Source organism: Methylomonas stagni (genome assembly GCF_050154735.1).
Classification (GTDB): domain Bacteria; phylum Pseudomonadota; class Gammaproteobacteria; order Methylococcales; family Methylomonadaceae; genus Methylomonas; species Methylomonas koyamae_A.
Genome location: NZ_CP189557.1, coordinates 3,276,266 through 3,294,224, shown reverse-complemented (window position 1 = coordinate 3,294,224; position 17,959 = coordinate 3,276,266). Strand labels below are relative to the sequence as shown.

Below are 17,959 nucleotides of genomic sequence, written 5' to 3'. Positions count from 1 at the left end.
TCTAACCTATGATTGTCTTTCGGCTTTTAATTGCTGTATTCGGGTGGTTGTTGTTGCAGGGCTGCGGTCAGACTGGCCCCTTGTACCACCCGGACAGTCCGCCGCCTATCTACGTACCCAAATAAGCCTCTATCCATGGATTTTTTTAATTATCGGCAGAGTACGCTCTACGCCGAAGGCGTGCCTGTCGATCAAATTGCGGCCGAGTACGGAACGCCTTGCTATATCTACTCGCGAGCGACATTGGAGCGCCACTGGCTAGCTTTCGATCAGGCCTTGGAAGGGCGCCGGCATTTAATCTGCTATGCGGTAAAAGCGAACTCCAATCTGGCGGTCCTCAATCTCCTGGCCAGATTGGGGTCGGGCTTCGATATCGTGTCGCAAGGTGAAATGCGGCGTGTTTTAGAGGCGGGTGGACGTGCCGACCAGATTGTATTCTCCGGGGTTGGCAAGCGTGAAGACGAGATAGTCGCGGCGCTCAAGGTTGGAATTCGCTGTTTCAATGTCGAGGTTAGTGGTGAATTAGATCGGATTAACCGGCTAGCGGGAGAGTTGGGTGTAATTGCACCAGTGTCGTTCCGGGTCAATCCGGATGTGGATGCCAAAACTCACCCGTACATTTCCACCGGACTAAAGGAAAATAAATTCGGTGTTGATATTGCTTCGGCGCGGGATGAATACCTCCGCGCGGCCCGGATGCCTCATATTCGGGTGGTCGGCGTTGATTGCCATATTGGATCGCAATTGACCGAAACCGCGCCGTTTTTGGATGCATTGGATAAAGTGCTCGAATTGGTCGATCAGTTGGCTGGCGACGGCATTGTGCTTGAACATCTGGATTTGGGCGGTGGCTTGGGCATTTGTTACCGCAACGAGCAGCCACCGGAACCGGGAGAATATATTTCCGCCGTGTTAAGTCGCTTAGGCAATCGGAACATCGAAATCATGCTCGAACCGGGCCGTGCAATCGTCGGAAATGCCGGCATTCTGGTGACTCGGGTCGAATACTTAAAGCCGACCGAGAACAAAAATTTTGCGATCGTCGACGCAGCGATGAACGACCTGATCAGGCCGGCGTTGTATAGCGCTTGGCAAGACATTATCCCGGTAATCGCCGAGAGCGGTGGTGCCGGGGAGCGGGTTTGGGATGTTGTCGGTCCGGTTTGCGAGACCGGGGACTTTCTCGGAAAGGAACGTCGATTGGGTTTAAGTCCAGGCGACTTGCTGGCGGTTCGGTCGTCGGGAGCGTATGGTTTCACGATGAGTTCGAATTACAATTCCCGTCCCAGGGTCGCCGAGGTCATGGTCGACGGCGATCGTTGTCATTTGATTCGGCAACGGGAACCCGTCGAAATGCTCTGGGCCGGTGAGCAAATATTGCCTTAGAAGCGCCCATGCGAATTCACTTCACCAAAATGCAGGGGCTGGGTAACGATTTTGTAGTTATCGATGCCATCAATCAGTCGGTACGGCTGGACGCGCGGCAAATTCGCTTTATCGCGGATCGGCATTTTGGCGTTGGTTGCGATCAGTTATTGTTGGTCGAGTCGACTGTTAGCGAAAATGCCGATTTCAAATACCGGATTTTTAATGCCGATGGTAGCGAAGTCGCGCAATGCGGAAACGGCGCGCGTTGCTTCGCTCGTTTCGTGCTTGATCAAAGCTTAACCTCGAAACGTTCTATCGTCGTCGATACCGACGCCGGTCAGCTAGTGTTGAACGCGAATGAGGATGGCGATATCACCGTGGACATGGGTGTTCCGCGGTTCGAGCCTAAGCAAATTCCGTTGCTGATGCCGGAGGAAGCGTTGGTATACACCGTCTTTCTCAATGGAGATCAGGTAACATTTTCCGCTCTGTCTATGGGGAATCCTCACGCGATCATTTGTGTTGAGGATATCGAAACGGCTCCGGTGAGTGCTCTAGGGAAAGTTCTGGAAAGCCATCCGCTGTTTCCCGAGCGCGTCAATGTTGGCTTTATGAAGATATTGGATCGCCAGAGTGTTAAGCTCCGCGTGTATGAGCGAGGCGCCGCTGAAACCTTGGCATGCGGTAGTGGTGCTTGCGCGGCGGTGGTCGCGGGAATCGAGCGGGGGGCATTGGAACGGGTGGTTTCCGTGCAGTTGCCGGGAGGATCGTTAAAGATTGCTTGGCAAGGTCGCGGTCATTCCGTTTATATGACGGGTCCTGCCGTTTCAGTATATGAGGGGCAAATTGAATTATGACTGGTGAAGTATTAACGGATCAGCAAGTGGAGGCGTATTTGCAAGCGCATCCCGATTTTTTTCAACACCATTTGTCGTTGCTGGAAAGAATGCAGATACCGCATCCCAGTGGAAATGCCGTTTCGTTGATCGCAAAGCAGTTGGAGATTTTTCGCGTTAAACACCAAGAGCAGGAAAACCAGCTGACCGCGTTGATCGAAATCGCCAGGGAAAACGACGCTTCGTTCGGGCGTATGCACGAATTAACGTTGGCGATGTTGGAGGCGAATTCGCTGGAGGATGTCGTGGCGAATTTAAGCGAAGTGCTAGCGGAGTGCTTTTTGACCGACTTTGTAGCGGTCAAGATTATCCGAGAGTACGCCGACAGTCCCATCGGGCAATTGTTTGTTTCGCCGGGGGACGAAGGGTTAAAGCTGTTTTCCGCCGAAATGTCCGGAGAGCTGCCTAAGTGCGGTCGGCCGACTCTGGCTCAGGCCAAATTCTTGTTTGGGGATATAGCGCCAGAGGTCAAGTCCTGCGCAATTATTCCGATGATGTACACCCAGCTGGAAGGATTGCTAGCTATCGGAAGTCGTGATGAAGGGCGTTTCCATTACAGTCTGGGAAGTCTTTTTTTAACCCAAATGGGAGAGATTGTAGGTACCCGTCTAATCTCGTTGATGCAGCGTGTGGAGTAAGCTGCGTGGAAGAGTCCTGCGAGGCAGTTTTACAAGCCTACCTTGACTATCTCTCTTCTGAGAGGCGATTAGCAGCGAATACGCTAAGTAGCTATCAGCGAGATTTGTCGCGGTTTGTAGGTTACTGTGGCCAAAAGCAGATTCCAGTATACGGCGTCAAAACGTCAGATGTTCGTCGTTATATTGCCGGTCGGCACCGCGACGGGTTGGACGCTAAGACCATTCAACGCGAATTGGCTGCCATTCGGGGATATTATCGGTACTTGGTGAGGACGGGAGTCTTGGATCAAAACCCTGCTTTGTCGGTTCGCGCGCCGAAGGGTGAGCGAAAAATGCCGAAGGTGCTGGATGTTGATCAGATGTGCGGTTTGCTCAGCGTCAACCCGAATTCGATATTGGAGATTCGGGACTTGGCAATGTTTGAATTATTCTATTCATCGGGGCTGCGGCTGAGTGAGTTGGTCGGGCTGGATGTTCGCGATCTTGATTTAAACAGCGGAATGTTAAGGGTGCGTTTCGGTAAGGGAGGCAGGCAACGATTGCTGCCGATGGGAACGCGTGCCGTATCGGCGGTAAGGCATTGGCTGGAATATAGACCGTCTTCGGAGTGTCAGTCCCTTTTTGTGGGTTTAAAAGGTAATCGTTTAAGCCCTCGAAGTATTCAGTCTCGGTTAGATAGATGGGGTAAGAAGCAGGGCGCTGCTGAGCGCTTGCATCCTCATATGTTAAGGCATTCGTTTGCTAGTCATATGTTGGAAGCCAGTCACGATATTCGCGCAGTTCAAGAGTTGTTAGGACACAGCAATTTAGGAACTACACAGATATATACCCATTTGGACTTTCGCTATTTGGCTGACATCTACGACAACGCGCACCCAAGAGCTAGGAAAGTGAAAAATAGTTGACAGATGATGGTATCTGGCTATAATGAGCGGCTCTTCGTTACTGACTGAGTTGGTAACGAAGAGCGACAGGATTTGTCGGGCTTGCGGTAGTGTTGTGGTGGCTGGTTTTTCGGAAGTTGTTTGTTTCTGGCTTCGAAAATAAAGTGTTGACACTTTCTGAAAGTTCTGTAGAATATGTCGGCTCAACAGGGCGAGATGCTCTGGCTCTTTAACAAGATGAATCGAAATAATTTGTGTGGGTATGTGTGGCGATACGTTTCTGTTAGAAATTATCGGCGCAGAGAATCCACGTCAATTCGCAAGAAACGACGTTCTGTAGTCGAGCCAAGATTGGATACTAATCTTATTTAGTATCAAGCATTATTAAACTGAAGAGTTTGATCATGGCTCAGATTGAACGCTGGCGGTATGCTTAACACATGCAAGTCGAACGCTGAAGGGTGCTTGCACCCGGATGAGTGGCGGACGGGTGAGTAATGCATAGGAATCTGCCTATTAGTGGGGGATAACGTGGGGAAACTCACGCTAATACCGCATACGATCTACGGATGAAAGCCGGGGACCTTCGGGCCTGGCGCTAATAGATGAGCCTATGTCGGATTAGCTAGTTGGTGGGGTAAAGGCCTACCAAGGCGACGATCCGTAGCTGGTCTGAGAGGATGATCAGCCACACTGGGACTGAGACACGGCCCAGACTCCTACGGGAGGCAGCAGTGGGGAATATTGGACAATGGGCGAAAGCCTGATCCAGCAATACCGCGTGTGTGAAGAAGGCCTGAGGGTTGTAAAGCACTTTCAATAGGAAGGAATACCTATCGGTTAATACCCGATAGACTGACATTACCTATACAAGAAGCACCGGCTAACTCCGTGCCAGCAGCCGCGGTAATACGGAGGGTGCAAGCGTTAATCGGAATTACTGGGCGTAAAGCGTGCGTAGGCGGTTTTTTAAGTCAGATGTGAAAGCCCTGGGCTTAACCTGGGAACTGCATTTGATACTGGAAGACTAGAGTTGAGTAGAGGAGAGTGGAATTTCAGGTGTAGCGGTGAAATGCGTAGAGATCTGAAGGAACACCAGTGGCGAAGGCGGCTCTCTGGACTCAAACTGACGCTGAGGTACGAAAGCGTGGGTAGCAAACAGGATTAGATACCCTGGTAGTCCACGCCGTAAACGATGTCAACTAACTGTTGGGTTCTTAAAGAACTTAGTAGTGGAGCTAACGTATTAAGTTGACCGCCTGGGGAGTACGGCCGCAAGGCTAAAACTCAAATGAATTGACGGGGGCCCGCACAAGCGGTGGAGCATGTGGTTTAATTCGATGCAACGCGAAGAACCTTACCTACCCTTGACATCCTCGGAACTTGTCAGAGATGACTTGGTGCCTTCGGGAACCGAGAGACAGGTGCTGCATGGCTGTCGTCAGCTCGTGTTGTGAAATGTTGGGTTAAGTCCCGTAACGAGCGCAACCCTTATCCTTAGTTGCCAGCGAGTCAAGTCGGGAACTCTAGGGAGACTGCCGGTGATAAACCGGAGGAAGGTGGGGACGACGTCAAGTCATCATGGCCCTTATGGGTAGGGCTACACACGTGCTACAATGGTCGGTACAGAGGGCAGCAAACTCGCGAGAGCCAGCAAATCCCAAAAAGCCGATCCTAGTCCGGATTGCAGTCTGCAACTCGACTGCATGAAGTCGGAATCGCTAGTAATCGCGGATCAGAATGCCGCGGTGAATACGTTCCCGGGCCTTGTACACACCGCCCGTCACACCATGGGAGTGGGTTGCAAAAGAAGTAGGTAGTTTAACCTTCGGGAGGGCGCTTACCACTTTGTGATTCATGACTGGGGTGAAGTCGTAACAAGGTAGCCCTAGGGGAACCTGGGGCTGGATCACCTCCTTACAAAGACAGAACACTGTCACACGTACTCACAACAAATTATTTCGATTGAAAGACGCACCTGGGTCTGTAGCTCAGTTGGTTAGAGCGCACCCCTGATAAGGGTGAGGTCGGAGGTTCAAATCCTCCCAGACCCACCAACTAACGAAAAGGCGAAAGTCTGAATCTATTCGGGGCCATAGCTCAGCTGGGAGAGCGCCTGCCTTGCACGCAGGAGGTCGGGAGTTCGATCCTCCCTGGCTCCACCATCACGTGACGTCGATCTTAAGCCAAGATATCAACATCAACGCTATACAGCTTTTCGGTTAATAACCCAAGGCTCGATAGCATTGATATTCGTATCAATACGCTCTTTAACAATATGGAAATCTGTAACCTAAGTCTTGATCGGCTAACGATCAATACTTAAAAACGAGTTGCGGGCGGTAGCCAGCGGCTTTCGAAAGAAAGCGGCCCAAAACCTCCGTAAAACGTTCTCAAGCAACATCAGCGAACATGTCAGCGACTAAAAACCTTAATACAGACGTATTCGGGTTATATGGTCAAGTGAATAAGCGCATACGGTGGATGCCTAGGCAGTAAGAGGCGATGAAAGACGTGGTAGCCTGCGAAAAGCGTCGGGGAGGTGGCAAACAACCTGTGATCCGGCGATGTCTGAATGGGGAAACCCGGCGAGGATAACCTCGTCATCTTTGAGTGAATACATAGCTCACTGAAGCGAACCCGGAGAACTGAAACATCTAAGTACCCGGAGGAAAAGAAATCAACCGAGATTCCCTAAGTAGTGGCGAGCGAACGGGGACTAGCCCTTAAGCTAGGATAAGGTTAGTGGAACGGTCTGGAAAGTCCGGCGATACAGGGTGATAGCCCCGTACACGAAAACCTTTTTCTAGTGAAATCGAGTAGGTCGGCGCACGTGAAACGTTGACTGAATATGGGGGGACCATCCTCCAAGGCTAAATACTCCTTACTGACCGATAGTGAACCAGTACCGTGAGGGAAAGGCGAAAAGAACCGCGGAGAGCGGAGTGAAATAGAACCTGAAACCGTATGCGTACAAGCAGTGGGAGCCCCTTCGTGGGGTGACTGCGTACCTTTTGTATAATGGGTCAGCGACTTACATTTTGTGGCAAGCTTAACCGAATAGGGGAGGCGTAGGGAAACCGAGTCTTAATAGGGCGTTGAGTCGCAAGGTGTAGACCCGAAACCGGGCGATCTATCCATGACCAGGTTGAAGGTGTGGTAACACACACTGGAGGACCGAACCCACTCCCGTTGAAAAGGTAGGGGATGAGTTGTGGATCGGAGTGAAAGGCTAATCAAGCTCGGAGATAGCTGGTTCTCCTCGAAAGCTATTTAGGTAGCGCCTCGTGTATCACTGCTGGGGGTAGAGCACTGTTTCGGCTAGGGGGTCATCCCGACTTACCAACCCGATGCAAACTCCGAATACCAGCAAGTGTCAGCACGGGAGACACACGGCGGGTGATAAGGTCCGTCGTGAAAAGGGAAACAGCCCAGACCGTCAGCTAAGGTCCCCAAATCTATGCTCAGTGGGAAACGATGTGGAAAGGCACAGACAGCCAGGAGGTTGGCTTAGAAGCAGCCATCCTTTAAAGAAAGCGTAATAGCTCACTGGTCGAGTCGGTCTGCGCGGAAGATTTACCGGGGCTAAGCATAGTACCGAAGCTACGGATTCACGCTTTGCGTGAGTGGTAGAGGAGCGTTCCGTACGCCTGCGAAGGTCGATTGAGAAGTCGGCTGGAGGTATCGGAAGTGCGAATGCTGACATAAGTAACGATAAAGGGGGTGAAAAACCCCCTCGCCGTAAACCCAAGGTTTCCTGCGCAACGTTAATCGACGCAGGGTTAGTCGGCACCTAAGGCGAGGCCGAAAGGCGTAGTCGATGGAAAACAGGTTAATATTCCTGTACCAGTTGTAACTGCGATGGGGTGACGGAGAAGGCTATATCAGCGGTCGGTTGGAAGTGGCCGTTTAAGCGTGTAGGCAGGCATCTTAGGCAAATCCGGGATGCTATATGCTGAGGCGTGATGACGAGTGTCTCGAAAGAAACGCGAAGTGATAGATGCCCTGCTTCCAGGAAAAACCTCTAAGCTTCAGGTTACAAGTGGCCGTACCCTAAACCGACACAGGTGGGTGGGATGAAAATTCTAAGGCGCTTGAGAGAACCCAGGTGAAGGAACTAGGCAAAATGATACCGTAACTTCGGGAGAAGGTATGCCGTTGATAAGTGAAGTCCCTCGCGGATGGAGCGTAAGGCGGTTGCAAAAAATCGGTGGCTGCGACTGTTTAGCAAAAACATAGCACTCTGCAAACACGAAAGTGGACGTATAGGGTGTGACGCCTGCCCGGTGCTGGAAGGTTAATTGATGGGGTTAGCGTAAGCGAAGCTCTTGATCGAAGCCCCAGTAAACGGCGGCCGTAACTATAACGGTCCTAAGGTAGCGAAATTCCTTGTCGGGTAAGTTCCGACCTGCACGAATGGCGTAACGATGGCCACACTGTCTCCACCTGGGACTCAGTGAAATTGAAATCGCTGTGAAGATGCAGTGTACCCGCGGCTAGACGGAAAGACCCCGTGCACCTTTACTATAGCTTGACACTGGACTTTGAACCTACTTGTGTAGGATAGGTGGGAGGCTTTGAAGCAGGAACGCCAGTTCTTGTGGAGCCAACCTTGAAATACCACCCTGGTATGTTTGGAGTTCTAACCTCGATCCATTATCTGGATTAGGGACAGTGTCTGGTGGGTAGTTTGACTGGGGCGGTCTCCTCCCAAAGAGTAACGGAGGAGCACGAAGGTACCCTCAGCCTGGTCGGAAATCAGGCAATGAGTGCAAAGGCATAAGGGTGCTTGACTGCGAGACGGACAAGTCGAGCAGGTACGAAAGTAGGTCTTAGTGATCCGGTGGTTCTGTATGGAAGGGCCATCGCTCAACGGATAAAAGGTACGCCGGGGATAACAGGCTGATACCGCCCAAGAGTTCATATCGACGGCGGTGTTTGGCACCTCGATGTCGGCTCATCACATCCTGGGGCTGAAGCAGGTCCCAAGGGTATGGCTGTTCGCCATTTAAAGTGGTACGCGAGCTGGGTTCAGAACGTCGTGAGACAGTTCGGTCCCTATCTGCCGTGGGCGTTTGAGATTTGAGGGAAGCTGCTTCTAGTACGAGAGGACCGAAGTGGACGAACCTCTGGTGTTCCAGTTGTCCTGCCAAGGGCATTGCTGGGTAGCCACGTTCGGACAGGATAACCGCTGAAAGCATCTAAGCGGGAAGCCCCTCCCAAGATGAGATCTCACTGGGACTTTAAGTCCCCTGAAGGGCCGTTGGAGACGACAACGTTGATAGGCACGGTGTGGAAGTCCAGTAATGGGCGTAGCTAACGTGTACTAATTGCCCGTGAGGCTTGACCATATAACACCCAATGCGTTTGGGTAACGTCAAATGACGATCGCTGAAAACAACGCAAGAGAACGAACTCAATACAGATTTCCATCAAAAGCAGGTCAAAGGCAAAACCACGTAAGCGCGAATATCCGCACACGCGGTGGTTAGCGTAATAAATGCCTGAAGGCTAAGCCAGACGGCTTAACCCGACCTGTTGCATGACAGTTGGTCAACAACCAACTTAACCAGTTTGCTTGGTGAACATAGCAAGCGTGAACCACCCGATCCCATCCCGAACTCGGAAGTGAAACCGCTTAGCGCCGATGATAGTGTGGCAGGTTGCCATGTGAAAGTAGGTCATCGCCAAGCGCCTATTCCTAAAGCCCGCCTATTAATCTAATAGGCGGGCTTTTTTTGTCTTGCTCGATTAGTAACTGTCTATTTGGCGACTTATCTTGAACGATAGCCCATCGCTCGTTTCAACGCCCTTGAGCGCAAGGTGAAATAAGCTTCAAGCCGCGCTACTAGATTTTTATAAGGTGTGGCTAGGTATTCGGTTGGGAATGCTTCGTTAAGACGCAGATGGCACAACAACAAGCGAATTCAAACCAGATCCAAAAAGACTGAAATAATCTCCATCTACCGGCCAAAAATGCTTTTCTTGCGATTTCCACCGAACATATGCCAAGAATACCAGAATAAGAGCGATTTCATGTATGTATTGCTGTATGGACTTTAGAAGCGGTCTGACCGCTACCAACTGGGCGTTTTCATTTGCCAATTTGCCAACAGAGCGATGCGTTAAGTATCCAAATTTATGGTCGGAGAGCTAAACCAGATTCGACGATGCGGCTGAACGTAATATGCTGTTTAGGCGGGCGCAAGCACTTATTGTAGGAAACGATGAATTGACTTGACAAGGATTTGCAAGATGGTAGACTGCCTCGCACCTCAAGGGAGGGGTGTCTTCTTAATTTAGAAGGCTTGAATTCAGGAAAAACAAAGAACTCCCGATATGATCGGGGATTTAGACAATCTTTTAGGAGGTAGAAATGGCTGCTACAACTGAATCAGTTAAGGCTGATGCTGCGGAAGCACCGCTTTTAAATCAAAAAAACCTGTGGGCAGGCGTCGCACTGTACTTGGGTTTTTATTCATTCATTCGTTGGTACGAAGGCGTTTACGGCTGGTCAGCTGGTCTGGACTCATTCGCGCCTGAGTTCGAAACATACTGGATGAATATGCTGTACATCGAGATCGTAGTCGAAGTTATCCTGTTCGCAGGTATCAACGGCTATATCTGGAAAACGCGTGACCGTAAAGTAATGTCGATCACTCCACGTGAAGAGCTGCGTCGTCACTTTACTCACTGGACTTGGTTGGTTTGCTACGGTTGGGCAATCTACTGGGGTGCTTCTTACTTTACCGAGCAAGATGGCACATGGCACCAAACCATCGTTCGTGATACCGACTTTACCCCAAGTCACATCATCGAGTTCTATCTGTCATACCCAATCTACATCATCACTGGTTCTGCTGCTTTCATGTATGCAAAAACCAGACTGCCTACCTATCAAGAAGGTTTACACCTGATGTATTTGATCGCAGTTATCGGTCCGTTCATGATTCTGCCTAACGTTGGTTTGAATGAATGGGGTCACACATTCTGGTTTATGGAAGAGTTGTTCGTTGCACCTTTGCACTACGGTTTCGTATTCTTTGGTTGGGCTGCTCTGGCTATAATGGGTGTTGTGAACACCGAAGTAATGGCAATTACCAAATTGCTGAAAAAAGACCTGGCTTAAGTTCGGGCTTTTAAAAGTAAAAACTATCTCCTTTCTTGCTCCGGTCCGCCATTGGTCGGAGCAGGATAAGAGAGTGGTAAAAAATATAATTTTAATTCTTTAGGAGGTAAGCTAATGAGCGCATCTCAATCAGCTGTACGTTCTCGTGCGGAAGCGGTACAAGTTTCCCGTACGTTTGACTGGATGATTCTTTTTACACTGTTCACAGCGGTTCTGGGCGGTTATCACATTCACTACATGTTGACCGGTGGTGACTGGGACTTCTGGACCGACTGGAAAGATAGACGTCTGTGGGTAACCGTGGCGCCTATCGTTTCTATTACTTTCCCTGCGGCTGTTCAAGCGTGCTTGTGGTGGAGATACCGTTTGCCGATCGGCGCTACGATTTCTGTTGTTGCTCTGATGATTGGCGAGTGGATTAACCGTTACATGAACTTCTGGGGTTGGACATACTTCCCAGTCAACATCTGCTTCCCTTCAAACCTGATTCCTGGCGCAATCGTGCTGGATACAATCCTGATGTTGGGCAACAGCATGACTTTGACTGCGGTAGTTGGTGGCCTTGCTTATGGTCTGTTGTTCTACCCAGGTAACTGGCCAGTAATCGCACCTCTGCACGTTCCTGTAGAGTACAACGGTATGATGATGACTTTGGCTGACTTGCAAGGTTATCACTATGTTCGTACCGGTACTCCTGAGTACATCCGGATGGTTGAGAAAGGTACTTTAAGAACTTTCGGTAAAGACGTTGCTCCTGTATCAGCGTTCTTCTCCGGTTTCGTTTCTATCATCATCTACTTCTTGTGGCATTTCTTCGGCAGATGGTTCGCTAAAACCGATTTCATCGCTGACGACGCTTCTTAATTAGAACGGTTCGATAAAAATGAAGCTGGCAATTTAATTGCATATAGATTGCCAGAAAGTCTTAATTTAAATTCTCTAGTGATAGAGGAGGAAATATGAAAATAATAAAAGACAAAGTTGCAAAACTGTCCTTTGTCGCACTGTTGGTCGCAATGACAGCAGCGATGTTTTACGCTCCAACGGCATCTGCTCATGGTGAAAAGTCACAGGCTGCGTTTATGCGGATGCGGACTATTCACTGGTTTGACTTGAACTGGTCAAAAGAAGAAGTACCCGTTAACGAAACGATGACCATTTCTGGTAAGTTCCTGGTATTCGCAGGTTGGCCTGAAACCGTTGATAAACCAGAAGTTTCGTTCTTGAACGTTGGTATTCCTGGTCCAGTATTTATTCGTGCTGGTTCTTGGATTGGTGGTCAACTGGTTCCTCGTTCAGTTTCCTTGGAATTGGGTGAAGTATACGAATTTAAAGTTCTGCTGAAAGCTCGTCGTCCTGGCGACTGGCACGTTCATTCCATGATGAACGTACAAGGCGGTGGTCCTATCATCGGTCCTGGTAAATGGGTAACCATTACCGGTTCAATGAAAGAATTCGTAAACCCTGTTACCACTCTGACCGGCCAAACCATAGACCTGGAACACTACGCTCTGGATAACGTCTATTTCTGGCACGCAGTATGGTTCGTAATTGCGTTCGCTTGGTTGCTGTTCTGGATCAAACGTCCTCTGTTCGTTCCACGTCATATCGCTGTAAGCACCGGTAAAGCAGATTCTTTGATCTCAGCTGGTGACAAAAAAGTTGGTATGCTGTTCGCAGTTGGTACTATGGTTATCGTTGCCGCCTCAATGGGCACAACCAACGAAAAATACCCTGTAACAACTCCGCTGCAAGCTGGTTTGTTGCGTGGTATGAAAACTTATCAAATGCCAGAAGCTACTGTTTCTGTAAAAGTTGATGACGCTTCTTACCGTGTACCTGGTCGTGCGATGCAAATGACCTTGACTATCACCAACAACGGTGATTCTCCTGTTCGTTTGGGCGAGTTCAACACAGCGGGTGTTCGCTTCCTGGATCCTGCGGTTCATGAAGACGATACAGCTTATCCTGACGACTTGTTGGCTGAAGAAGGCCTGACTGTTAGCGATAACAGCCCTCTGGCTCCAGGCGAAACCCGCACTGTCGAAGTTACAGCTTCTGACGCTGCTTGGGAAGTATACCGTCTGGCCGACTTGATCTACGATCCAGACAGCCGCTTCGCTGGTCTGTTGTTCTTCTGGGATGCTAACGGCAGCCGTCAATTGGTAACTATTGACGCTCCGCTGATCCCGACTTTCATCTAATTAATGAAAGTCTAAGCGTAAAAGCTTAGAGGATTGAAAGCCCTCGCTATTGAAAAATAGCGGGGGTTTTTTTTAATCCGTGTATTTAATTTGCCAGGCAACGCAATGCCCAAGGCTTAAATGTGTAGCACGGATTGAGGTTGTAACAGGATTATTTAAGAGCAAGGCATGAAAAAAATCTTATTAATTGTACTGTCAGTAACTATCTTGGCAGGATGTTCGGAAAAAGAAGACTATAAACTAGCCGTATTAGAACAAATGAAAGCAGATAAGGACATACAGGATTACAGAATATCACCGGAGATTATGACTAATTGCGTAGTAGCTTCAACGTCAAGCAATATGCCTGGATTGTTCTTATTAGATCCAGTACGTCGAGTAGCCTACAAAAATTACACAAAAATGTTGAGCTTGAATAAATCTCCTGATCCTAAAAAAACGCTATCGGAATTGAGAAGCGACTTTGGTGATCCAAAAAAACTTGCGGATGCACATTCAAATTACACCGAGAGCGTAGTTGAATGTATGTCGAATCAGGTGACCAGCACCGAAGAGAGTAATCCGCAAAAATAAGATTTGCCGATAACTCAGTAGCCAAGCTTGTATCTGGTTAATACGTATCGCACAGGGGATAAAATGTGCACTACACTTTACGACGCAGAAAAATGAAGAACAAACCTTCGGCTATGTTTCGAAGCAAGCCGTCGTTCACAATTTGGATATTTTGTCAAAGTTAGGTAAACGCAAACTTTATGAACCTCACTCTGCAAGTGCTGACTTATAAAGGGGTGCCTATTGCTCAACCGCTGAACGCGGAATTCGATGAGAAAGGCGGGACGATAGGCAGAAAGCCGGGAAATACGTTAGTCTTGGTTGATCCAGAGAGCTTTATATCCGGTCACCACGCGAATATCTCTTTTCAAGCCAACTGCTTTTATATCCAAGATGCCAGTAAAAATGGCACACACTTGGTCAATGAGGGACTAACGTTAAATAATGAATTACACTTATTGCCTGATAATTCCTTAATACGTATCGGTGAGTACGAGCTAATCGCTAACTATCGAGCTAGCGAGCCAATTACTTCGCCGGTAACTGAAAACACAAGCGGAGCGTTTGAGTTTTCAATACCGGGCCCTTTCAGTGCGGATAACTCTCCGTTTGCCGCTGTGCAAGATGACATTGCTCCGTTTCAAAAAAATGCGTTCGCCGAAGAGCTAATATCTTCATCCTTTAATGATAGCTTTACACCTCCTCCGGCATTAAGTGTTGGAGATGCGCCTAAGGATATTGGAGATTTATTGAAGGGACTCGATGCGCTGGCAAAAAGTAGTGACGAATCGGAACTATCACCCTTTCAGAGTGCCCCTGATTTCTGTATTGATGCACCAAGGGAGATACCTGAGATTAAGCAGTTTGAGGTAGAGGCACCGAAATCCAGTGTGGCGCAACCTTCGCCTTCTTTCCCCGAGGCTCCAAAACCGTTTACCGTAGCAAAGTCTTCAGATGAAGATGCGGTATCCGGAACGGCAACCGACACGAAACACCTACTCTCATGTTTTTTGGAAGGCGCAGGTGTGCACGAAGCGGCGTTTTCATCGCCCGAGCAATGGCCCGAAGTTATGCGGACAGCTGGGATATTATTCCGGAGTTTAACTGTAGGCCTAATGGACGTGTTAAGGGCCCGGGCAGAAATGAAAAGCGAATTCAGAGTTTCGGTGACGACTATCAAATCATTCGACAACAACCCGTTAAAATTTAACCCGGATGTCGAAAGCGTGCTGAAACTCATGTTAATGCCTGGAAATCCAGCGTTTATCGACCCGAAATCAGCGGTGGATGAGGCGTATAACGACATTAGTTCGCATCAAATGGCCATGACTGCCGGAATACAGGCATCGCTTGTCGCGATATTAAAACGTTTCGATCCAGATTTATTCGAAAAGTCACTCGGTGAAGGTATCGTGTTTCAAAAGAAAGCGAAATGTTGGGATCAATACTGCGAAGCCTATCCGCATTTGACAAAATCGGCACAAGAGGATTTCTTCGGTGAAGAATTCGCTAACGCGTATGAAATGCAAATGAAATTGCTCATGCGCCGGTAAAAGGCCGAGAGCGGAGCGCTAAACGACTTCCCTGTAACTAGCAAAATGTTTGACTAAATATGTCTAATAACAACAGGATCGTTTGGTCCGAGGGTATGTTTCTTCGCCCGCAACATTTTCAGCAGCATGATCGCTATTTGGAAGCGCGGATAGACGGACGCTGCCATGGCATTCGTGCATTCGATTGGGGTTATTCTGCCCTGGAAATTGATCACGGATCATTGGCGATTGGAAAAATCTGCCTGTTAAGGGCAAGGGGAATCTTCCAAGACGGTACACCATATAATCTGCCTACGGAAGACGAATTACCGTTACCACTGGATATACCATCAGGGACTACTGACGAAAGGGTCTATTTTGCCTTGCCTATGCGTCGGTCAGAAGCTGCGGAAACCGATGACGAGTATACGCCCGATTCATTGGCTCGTTACCGGATAGCAACTAGGGATGTGAGAGATAGCAATGCTGGGAATGATGGACGCTACCCGGTTCAAATTGGGGTTATTCGCCCGCGCTTAATGTTGGAAAGCGAGGAGCGCTCGGGTTTTTTGTGTTTGGGCGTTGCTCGAATAATTGAAGTTCGCGCGGATAAAACTGTGCTACTGGATGAAAACTATATACCCCCTGTTTTAAAGGCGGGTGCGTGCGGCTTATTATCCGGCTTTTTACGAGAACTGAACGGTTTGTTACACACTCGTGGGGAAGCTTTGGCCTCGCGAGTATCCGGCGCATCGCAAGGTGCAGGGGTTGCGGAAGTCGCCGATTTCATGTTGCTGCAAACCATCAATCGCTACCAACCGCTGCTTCAGCACTTAGCCAACGAAACGAGTCTCCACCCGGAAAGCATGTTTAGTCTAGGCTTGCAAATCATGGGAGACCTCTCAACTTTTTACAGGCAGAACAAGCGTCCGGCGAAAATGCCGGACTACCAGCATGACGATTTACGGTTAAGCTTCATTCCGTTGATCGAAGAATTACGTCGGTTACTGAGTATGGTGCTTGAGCAGAACGCCATCCAGATTCCGCTAAACAAACATAGTCAATCCGTTTACTACTCCGGTCGTCCAGACGTCAAACTGTTGGATAATGCGATATACGTGTTGGCGGCGGGCGCGCAGATTTCGTCGGAAATGCTACGTACTCACTTTCCGCCACAAGTCAAAATAGGTCCCGTCGAAGAAATCACTCAACTAGTGACAGCGGCGCTACCTGGAATCTCTATTCACCCACTACCGGTCGCCCCAAGACAGCTGCCCTATCACGCCGGCTATTCATATTTCGAACTCGACAAACATAGTCCGTACTGGAAGAAGATGGCGGATTCAGGTGGTTTCGCTTTCCATATCGGCGGTAATTTTCCAGGCTTGGAATTGGAATTTTGGGCCATCAAAAAAGGGTGATGATTATGGTGCAAGGTGGACCTTTCGGTGACGACGACAAAACCGTACTTCGGCCCATGCCTGGCGGGCGATCACCGGATGTTGGCGCCAGCCGGCCAGCCGCTCAGATTCAGCCCCCACTAAATATTCAGGCGCCTGTCAACTTGATAGAGGCTTTGCCGTTTAGGCAATCCGGCTCCTTGGTCGATTTGGCTGCGGGCTTGTTGTCACTAGCGTCCAGATTGAAACAAACGGTAAGCTACCCTGCGGTTGATGAACTCAAGCAAAAATTGGGGAAGGAGGTACGCGAGTTCGAAAATCGCACACTGGCCGCCGGCATTCCGACTGAACAAGGCCGAATGGCCAGCTATTGTTTATGTACGTTTCTGGATGAAATCATTCAAAACACCCCTTGGGGCAGTCAAAGTAACTGGGGGCACCAGAGCTTGTTAATCGTGTTTCATAAGGAGGCCTGGGGTGGAGAGCGTTTTTTTCAAATCGTCGATTATCTGGTCAAGCAGCCGGCGCAAAGCTTGTCATTATTGGAGTTTTGCTATGTATTAATGAGTTTTGGGTTCGAAGGGAAATACCGAGTTATTCCGAATGGTTTAAACGATATAGAGCGCCAGCGCTTGGAGTTATATCAGCTCATCCAACGAGTTCGGGGCGACTTTGAACCGGAGTTGTCGCCACGCTGGCGCGGCCAAAATACTGGAAAAGGCAACTTGATGAAGCAGGTTCCCCTCTGGATATTCGGAGCGGTGGCGGCGGGTTTGCTGATACTGTGCTATCTAGGGTTTGCCTATTGGATCAATTCGACTTCAGACCCGGTATACCGAGATTTATTAACGTTGACCGCCGCGCCAGCCCAAACTACCGTTGATACGTCCGCGGCGCAATCTGCTCAAATGCAAGTAAAAGCGGTGCCGCGTTTGGAGCGGTTCAAGCCGCTGCTGAAGGACGAAATCGCCGCGAATATGGTAGAAGTTGTCGATGATAGCGTCATTCGCGTCCGTAATTCGTTTCCATCCGGTAGCGATCAGGTGAAACCCGAGTTTCTGCCAATGCTCAAGAAAATCGCCAAGGAGCTGGAAAATGGTCAGGAGAGTATATTAGTAACCGGCCACACCGATGATAAGCCCATTGTGTCGGCCAAATTCCCGTCCAATTGGAGTCTGTCCACCGCTAGGGCAAAAAACGTATTGACTATTTTGCAACAGTCGGCCCAATTGGCAGGCACTGCCCGAGCCGAAGGCCGGGCTGACGGAGAGCCGCTGGAGCCTAACGATAGCCCGGAACACCGGGCGTTCAATCGTCGTGTCGATATTTTGGTGAAGTGAGATAGCCGCGTGGGAC

The 17,959-nt window shown here is 49.3% G+C and carries 12 protein-coding genes, 2 tRNA genes and 3 rRNA genes; all 17 read left to right on the top strand.

What is annotated here, in order from left to right; all coding sequences use genetic code 11:
• Positions 1–8 precede the first annotated feature (8 nt).
• The 17 genes from lptM to icmH all read left to right on the top strand — a co-directional run bounded on the left by lptM (position 9) and on the right by icmH (position 17,943).
• Complete coding sequence (gene lptM / locus ACP4CD_RS15170) at positions 9–125, top strand: LPS translocon maturation chaperone LptM (RefSeq protein ID WP_139306267.1); 117 nt, start codon at positions 9–11, stop codon at positions 123–125.
• Between the two features lie 10 nt (positions 126–135).
• Positions 136–1,386: a diaminopimelate decarboxylase gene (lysA, locus tag ACP4CD_RS15165; RefSeq protein ID WP_064024039.1), complete on the top strand. Its 1,251-nt coding sequence runs from the start codon at positions 136–138 to the stop codon at positions 1,384–1,386.
• An 8-nt stretch (positions 1,387–1,394) separates the two neighbouring features.
• Positions 1,395–2,225, top strand: coding sequence for a diaminopimelate epimerase (gene dapF / locus ACP4CD_RS15160; protein ID WP_426991509.1), 831 nt, complete (start codon positions 1,395–1,397; stop codon positions 2,223–2,225).
• A complete protein-coding gene (locus ACP4CD_RS15155) occupies positions 2,222–2,902 on the top strand; it encodes a DUF484 family protein (RefSeq protein WP_168033409.1) in 681 nt (226 codons plus the stop codon). The genes dapF and ACP4CD_RS15155 overlap by 4 nt, the downstream gene beginning before the upstream one ends.
• A gap of 5 nt (positions 2,903–2,907) precedes the next feature.
• Positions 2,908–3,807 (top strand): tyrosine recombinase XerC, encoded by a 900-nt coding sequence (xerC, locus tag ACP4CD_RS15150; protein WP_071158579.1) that lies wholly within the window; start codon positions 2,908–2,910, stop codon positions 3,805–3,807.
• A gap of 365 nt (positions 3,808–4,172) precedes the next feature.
• Positions 4,173–5,706: ribosomal RNA gene (locus ACP4CD_RS15145) — 16S ribosomal RNA — on the top strand.
• Between the two features lie 60 nt (positions 5,707–5,766).
• A tRNA-Ile gene (locus ACP4CD_RS15140) sits at positions 5,767–5,843 on the top strand.
• A gap of 32 nt (positions 5,844–5,875) precedes the next feature.
• A tRNA-Ala gene (locus ACP4CD_RS15135) sits at positions 5,876–5,951 on the top strand.
• A 292-nt stretch (positions 5,952–6,243) separates the two neighbouring features.
• Positions 6,244–9,137: ribosomal RNA gene (locus ACP4CD_RS15130) — 23S ribosomal RNA — on the top strand.
• 226 nt (positions 9,138–9,363) lie between these two features.
• A 5S ribosomal RNA gene (rrf, locus tag ACP4CD_RS15125) occupies positions 9,364–9,479 on the top strand.
• The 16S, 23S and 5S rRNA genes sit together here with 2 tRNA genes alongside, the layout of an rRNA operon.
• A 683-nt stretch (positions 9,480–10,162) precedes the next feature.
• Positions 10,163–10,915, top strand: coding sequence for a bacterial ammonia monooxygenase, subunit AmoC (gene amoC, locus ACP4CD_RS15120; RefSeq protein WP_426991507.1), 753 nt, complete (start codon positions 10,163–10,165; stop codon positions 10,913–10,915).
• Positions 10,916–11,029: 114 nt separating this feature from the next.
• Positions 11,030–11,779 carry a bacterial ammonia monooxygenase, subunit AmoA gene (gene amoA, locus ACP4CD_RS15115; RefSeq protein WP_426991505.1) on the top strand — a complete coding sequence of 250 codons (750 nt, stop codon included), beginning with the start codon at positions 11,030–11,032 and terminating at the stop codon, positions 11,777–11,779.
• 95 nt (positions 11,780–11,874) lie between these two features.
• Positions 11,875–13,119 (top strand): bacterial ammonia monooxygenase, subunit AmoB, encoded by a 1,245-nt coding sequence (amoB, locus tag ACP4CD_RS15110; RefSeq protein ID WP_064028764.1) that lies wholly within the window; start codon positions 11,875–11,877, stop codon positions 13,117–13,119.
• Positions 13,120–13,287: 168 nt separating this feature from the next.
• Positions 13,288–13,692: a hypothetical protein gene (locus tag ACP4CD_RS15105; protein ID WP_071156217.1), complete on the top strand. Its 405-nt coding sequence runs from the start codon at positions 13,288–13,290 to the stop codon at positions 13,690–13,692.
• 179 nt (positions 13,693–13,871) lie between these two features.
• Complete coding sequence (gene tagH, locus ACP4CD_RS15100; protein ID WP_426991504.1) at positions 13,872–15,224, top strand: type VI secretion system-associated FHA domain protein TagH; 1,353 nt, start codon at positions 13,872–13,874, stop codon at positions 15,222–15,224.
• A 59-nt stretch (positions 15,225–15,283) separates the two neighbouring features.
• Positions 15,284–16,624: a type VI secretion system baseplate subunit TssK gene (gene tssK / locus ACP4CD_RS15095; RefSeq protein ID WP_426991502.1), complete on the top strand. Its 1,341-nt coding sequence runs from the start codon at positions 15,284–15,286 to the stop codon at positions 16,622–16,624.
• Positions 16,624–17,943 carry a type IVB secretion system protein IcmH/DotU gene (gene icmH / locus ACP4CD_RS15090; RefSeq protein ID WP_426994690.1) on the top strand — a complete coding sequence of 440 codons (1,320 nt, stop codon included), beginning with the start codon at positions 16,624–16,626 and terminating at the stop codon, positions 17,941–17,943. Before tssK ends, icmH begins: the two co-directional genes overlap by 1 nt.
• Positions 17,944–17,959 lie beyond the last annotated feature (16 nt).

Coding starts and splice junctions, on each gene's coding strand:
- ACP4CD_RS15105 (WP_071156217.1), top strand. CDS start 13,288: ATGAAAAAAATCTTATTAATTGTACTGTCAGTAACTATCTTGGCAGGA.
- amoA (WP_426991505.1), top strand. CDS start 11,030: ATGAGCGCATCTCAATCAGCTGTACGTTCTCGTGCGGAAGCGGTACAA.
- amoB (WP_064028764.1), top strand. CDS start 11,875: ATGAAAATAATAAAAGACAAAGTTGCAAAACTGTCCTTTGTCGCACTG.
- ACP4CD_RS15155 (WP_168033409.1), top strand. CDS start 2,222: ATGACTGGTGAAGTATTAACGGATCAGCAAGTGGAGGCGTATTTGCAA.
- lptM (WP_139306267.1), top strand. CDS start 9: ATGATTGTCTTTCGGCTTTTAATTGCTGTATTCGGGTGGTTGTTGTTG.
- amoC (WP_426991507.1), top strand. CDS start 10,163: ATGGCTGCTACAACTGAATCAGTTAAGGCTGATGCTGCGGAAGCACCG.
- tssK (WP_426991502.1), top strand. CDS start 15,284: ATGTCTAATAACAACAGGATCGTTTGGTCCGAGGGTATGTTTCTTCGC.
- lysA (WP_064024039.1), top strand. CDS start 136: ATGGATTTTTTTAATTATCGGCAGAGTACGCTCTACGCCGAAGGCGTG.
- icmH (WP_426994690.1), top strand. CDS start 16,624: ATGATTATGGTGCAAGGTGGACCTTTCGGTGACGACGACAAAACCGTA.
- dapF (WP_426991509.1), top strand. CDS start 1,395: ATGCGAATTCACTTCACCAAAATGCAGGGGCTGGGTAACGATTTTGTA.
- tagH (WP_426991504.1), top strand. CDS start 13,872: ATGAACCTCACTCTGCAAGTGCTGACTTATAAAGGGGTGCCTATTGCT.